Source organism: Pirellulales bacterium, from assembly GCA_036490175.1.
Classification (GTDB): Bacteria; Planctomycetota; Planctomycetia; order Pirellulales; family JACPPG01; genus JACPPG01.
The window spans coordinates 1-3852 of sequence record DASXEJ010000212.1; the positions used below are offsets into that span (position 1 = coordinate 1).

A 3852-nucleotide genomic window follows, 5' to 3' on the forward strand; every position below is an offset into this window, starting at 1 on the left:
CCCCTCGTCGATCGTGGGGGTTGCGCGCGAGGCACGCAACAACCGCGCATAGCGCCAGGCAACTGCTGCCCAAAAGGCCAAAACGCCGGCCAACCAGCCCAACATCATCCACACCGCCGGTGACATAGCGCCGTCGCGAGATAGGGGTGACGCCTGCACCGGCACGGTCTCGTCAATCGGCGGAGCAGCCTGCCCCGTAGACACGGCCGCTTCCTTCGGCTCGGCCGTTCTTCTGCTCAGCGACAGTGTCTGGGAGATACCCGTTTGATTAACAAGGGGCGCAATAGCCCAGCGACCCACGCTCCAAGGTGCGGTCAGACCGGGAGGCAGGAATACCTTTAACAGCACGAGCAGCCACAAAGCATGGCGTAGCCGCGGCGAAATTTGGCGTGCTGTAACAACCAGCACGGCGGCCACCAGGCATGTCAACAGCGCCAATTGCCAGCTGGCCGGCACGATCCAATCTGACCAGGTCTGCGCAAGTCGATCGATGGCCCACACGACATTGCCCTCCTCGCCTAACGCGACGATTTTTTATTCTTACGTTTGTCGTCAAGCCGCCGTTTCAAGGCGCGGATTTCCGCCTCAGAAAGGTCGGCCTCGTCGATGAATTGAGCCAATACCGGAGAACAGGCCGCGCTAATCAATCGCTGGAACACGTTACGCACTTCTCGGCGCGTCATATCGTCACGGTCGGCCGCCGCGCGATAAAGATACGAATTCCCGACCTGGTCATAGGCCACGGCCTCTTTTGCCACGAGTCGCGACAGGAGTGTCTTCACCGTCTTGTAGGCCCAGCCGCGACGGTCCGGCAGCCGGGCGTAGACATCGCGTGCCGCCAAGGGACCATGGTCCCAAATGACCTTCATGACTTCCCATTCGGCCGGCGAAAGCGGCGTCGGATCGTCGTGCGACGGCATGAACGCTCTCTCTCTACGAAAACCATGTGTGCCCGCAACCCTGGCCATTAGACTACATATGTAATCCTTTGTCAACAAGAATGGTGTGTCGCCTTGCAGACTGGGATTCGCGCCGCGCGCCAACGCATCGAACAAAGGAATCCATCGTTGCTCCTAGTCGGAACGATCGAGAAATGCGGCGATGACCGTGCAGCACAAGTTTGGAAACAAATGCGGTTCGCTCTGGCGTCGACCTGTGGCGGCGAGCGTTTCCTCCGAAGATTACTCCACCCGCACCCAATCAAGCTGCTTAGCGCTCTTGCATCGTCCCGGTGCGCGCGATTCCACGCGGGCACCCGCAATCTTCCCCTAATTGCGCCCCGCTATGACAGCTTCTTGTCACTCCCCCCGTCCACAATATTGGGCTGCCACGGCGTGAACTATCGCCTGGCGATCGATACCGCTGAAACGACGACATTGAATGGTGCCCTATGGCTGACGTTGCGGCCATCATCCCTGAACGCTGCCGGCCGGCGCTCGCCGATTTGCTCACCGCATACGACTACGCCATGGATGGTCAGGTCGATCGATGGCAGTTTGCCATCGAGCTGACAGGACTCTTGGCCAGTGGCGCCACATTGGCCGACGTACGCTGGCTGATCGCTCGACGATTGGCCGAGCATGGCAAGGAAATCACAATTCCGGGCGACGCGCAGCGTTCGTTCCGGTTGTTGGCCGTTACCTCCTTCCCGCCCGACACCTGCCTGACGCTCGCGCCAGACGGCGCAGCGATAATTAGGCGCGTGCTCGGCTCTCGTCCGGCGGATACTTCTGACGCGGACAATTTAGCGACGTCGCGCGCGAAACCTCGATCCGCGCCGTCCCAAGAAAGCGCGTCTCGCAATCTGCCGCAATGGATCGCCGACCGGCGCGAATTGCGCTACAAGAATCAGGTCGTGAAGCGCTACCGGGTACCAGCGCCGAATCAGGCGCTCGTGCTGGCGGCTTTTCAAGAAATGGGCTGGCCGCATTCAATCGATGACCCATTACCTCCGGCACACGATCAGGATTCGAAGCATCGGCTGCAAGCCACTGTGAAATCGTTGAACCGCAATCAACGCAAGTCCTTGATTCGCTTTCACGGCAATGGCAATGGTCGGCAAATCTGCTGGGAACATGCGCGTGCGCGTTAGCTCGCATTAGGGTCGCAACCTGGGCAGTGATCGGCTGACGGCCATCGTGGTGACTGCTCCGTCAGTCTGATGCGAATGTGCAGGTTCGATACAAGCGTTATGCACCTGCACCTGAATCAACACTCGATCGTGTCCATGTTGCGTCTTGCGAAGCGATGCAGCGCGGCCCAAGAATCAAGGCCGTTCGTATGATCCTCTAATTTGCATTTACCTCGTCAATTCCCATGCGTTCGGCCATGACGACCTTCCCTTCACCCACAAGTTTGCGTCGCGACATCTCGCCCGCCGGCGTGGCGGGCTACGTGCCGCATGGAGAGGAAGGCACTTCGGCTGGCCAATTGGCCCGCGCAATTCCCGGCCTGTGGGACCTATGGCGGGCGACGCGCGGCGATCCGCGTGTGAGGGTGGCCATCCTCGACGGTCCGGTCGACAAAGATCACGCCAGCCTGGCGGCCGCCGGTTTGCAGTACATCGACACGTTGAATGGCTGCTCGCGGCCGCCGTGGGGGGCCGCGGCCCGGCATGGCACACATGTGTCCAGCATTATTTTTGGTGCGCACGACACGACATTTCCTTCACACCGCATTGCTGCGACCAATGGAACGGTCGCGGGGATCGCTCCCCACTGCACCGGCCTAATTCTACCGGTGTTCCACGACGGGCCAGACAATACGGTGATCCCGTGTTCGGAGTTGGACCTGGCCAGAGCCATTGATCAGGCGGTGGCAGCTGGTGCGCAAGTGATCAACGTCAGCGGCGGCCAGGCGTCGGCCACGGGGCAGGCCCATCCGTTATTGGCCGATGCAGTGCGCCGTTGTGGCGAGCGGGGCGTACTGCTCGTCGCGGCCGCCGGAAATCAGGGATGTGCTTGCCTACACGTTCCGGGCGCGCTGGGCTCTGTGCTTGCCGTCGGGGCAATGACGTCCGACGGCAACCCCTTGGAGTTCAGTAATTGGGGAGAGCTTTACCAGTCGCACGGGGTACTGGCGCTGGGCCAAGACATCATCGGTGCCGTTCCCGGCGGAGGCACACACGCCCAAACTGGAACCAGTTTCGCCGCGGCTATCGTTTCAGGCATTTGCGGTTTGCTCTTGAGTTTGCAATTCAAGCTTCACGGCCAGGCCAATGCCTGGCTGGTGCGGGACGCCATTCTGCGCAGCGCCCGCGGCTGCGATTTCCAACAAGCGTCGGATTGCCGTCGCTTGCTAACGGGTCGCCTGCACGTGCCAGGGGCCATTTCACTCATCCTGCAAGGGGTTAACGACATGACCGAGATGCCCAGCACCCAAAACATCATTTCGCAGCAGGCCGCCGACGCGGCGATTGGCCCCTCGACCGAAGCCATTGCGCGTTCTGAATCGACAACCAATGACGATCCGCGTTGGAGAGATCGCTTGCCGTCCTTGGAAGTGGCTGCGGGCCGTGGCGTACATTCGAGCGCGAGTGCGTTCCGGGAAGAAGGCGCAGTTGCGCCCGTCGTACGTCCATGCTCTGTGGATGATTCGTCGTGCGGGGATGCTGGAATTTCGGCGGCAGGTCTGTCGCCAGTCGGCGGATTCTTGTCCAGTTCCTTGCCCAATCTGACCGCCGCCGGTATCAGCCCGTCGGACTGCGGCTGCAAGGGCAGGTCGACGCAACTGGTGTATGCACTTGGCAGATTGGGTTACGACTTCGGCAGCGAGGCGCGCCGCGATTGGTTTCGGTCGCAGATGCGCTACGCAGGGCCGGGAGGGCGCGATCTCGATCCCTATGTGCCGAGC

The 3852-nt window shown here is 61.1% G+C and carries 4 protein-coding genes; 2 read left to right on the forward strand and 2 right to left on the reverse strand.

All coding sequences use genetic code 11. The annotated features are described in order from the left end of the window. Together VGG64_15130 and VGG64_15135 are read right to left on the reverse strand one after the other, a co-directional pair. The coding region (locus tag VGG64_15130; protein HEY1600935.1) for a hypothetical protein at positions 1-501 on the reverse strand (501 nt) is incomplete at its 3' end. A 17-nt stretch (positions 502-518) separates the two neighbouring features. Further along, positions 519-920, reverse strand: coding sequence for a BlaI/MecI/CopY family transcriptional regulator (locus VGG64_15135; GenBank protein HEY1600936.1), 402 nt, complete (start codon positions 918-920; stop codon positions 519-521). A gap of 470 nt (positions 921-1390) precedes the next feature. On the opposite strand from VGG64_15135, the gene VGG64_15140 reads away from it, so the two are divergent. Together VGG64_15140 and VGG64_15145 are read left to right on the forward strand one after the other, a co-directional pair. Further along, the gene (locus VGG64_15140) at positions 1391-2092 is read left to right on the forward strand and encodes a hypothetical protein (GenBank protein HEY1600937.1); all 702 of its coding nucleotides are present in this window, start codon (positions 1391-1393) and stop codon (positions 2090-2092) included. A 224-nt stretch (positions 2093-2316) separates the two neighbouring features. Then, positions 2317-3852 (forward strand): S8 family serine peptidase (locus VGG64_15145; GenBank protein ID HEY1600938.1); only part of this gene is annotated, 1536 nt, incomplete at its 3' end.

What these genes read in the sequence shown, in the direction of transcription:
- VGG64_15135 (HEY1600936.1), bottom strand. Translation starts at nt 920, where the DNA reads ATGCCGTCGCACGACGATCCGACGCCGCTTTCGCCGGCCGAATGGGAA.
- VGG64_15140 (HEY1600937.1), top strand. Translation starts at nt 1,391, where the DNA reads ATGGCTGACGTTGCGGCCATCATCCCTGAACGCTGCCGGCCGGCGCTC.